The sequence below is a fragment of the Burkholderia sp. E168m23 genome (assembly GCF_016586125.1).
Taxonomy (GTDB): domain Bacteria; phylum Pseudomonadota; class Gammaproteobacteria; order Burkholderiales; family Burkholderiaceae; genus Burkholderia; species Burkholderia orbicola.
This window is the reverse complement of record NZ_BCPP01001653.1, coordinates 1-646: the sequence shown is the minus strand read 5'-3', so window position 1 is coordinate 646 and position 646 is coordinate 1. Positions and strand designations below refer to the sequence as shown.

Sequence of the window (646 nt, the reverse complement as noted above, 5' to 3'; positions counted from 1 at the left end):
GCTGCCGGACGGGCTCGATGCGTTGAAGGTGATCGAGTAACGGTGGCCGGCAGCATGGCCGCTGCGTTCAGCGTGCGCCGTGCTGCCGCTGCGCGGCTTTCTCCCATGCCGCGCCGGCGGCGTCGATCGCTTCGATGATCGGCGACGGATTCCACGTGCCGGGCTTCCACACCGCGACGATCGAATGGACGAGGCTGCCATGCCCGACCTCCGTGTCGATGCGCGTGACGGACGGCCAGCAGTTAGCGTCGAAATGCGTCGGCAGGAAGCCCCAGCCATGCCCGTGCTGGAGCAGGTGACGTACGGTTTCGAGTTCGTTCGCGTACACGAGCCGGTCCGACACCTGCAGCAGTTGCGCGAACTGCGTGCTCAGCGACCGGTGCATCACCACTTGCGGCTTCGCGGCGAGCGCGGGGACCGTGACCGGCGACCCGTTCGCCGGAAACAGGTCGGCCGACGCGTAAAAGCCGATCTCGATCGCGCCGACGGCCCGCCATTCGAGCTCGGCCGCGATGAACCGATTGCGTGCCAGGCTGATCGCGACCTGCGCGGCGCCGGACACGAGCGCCGCCTCGGCCTCGTCGCGGGACGCGCTCCACGTGCTGACGTCGATGCCCGACGCGGCGAGATCGTCGATCAACGCATG

1 protein-coding gene is annotated in these 646 nt (G+C 68.6%); it reads right to left on the bottom strand.

From position 1 onward, the window contains the following. Positions 1-67: 67 nt before the first annotated feature. Positions 68-646, bottom strand: a 579-nt coding sequence (locus JMF90_RS39475) for a LysR substrate-binding domain-containing protein (protein WP_236598162.1), incomplete at its 5' end; no start/stop codon positions are given.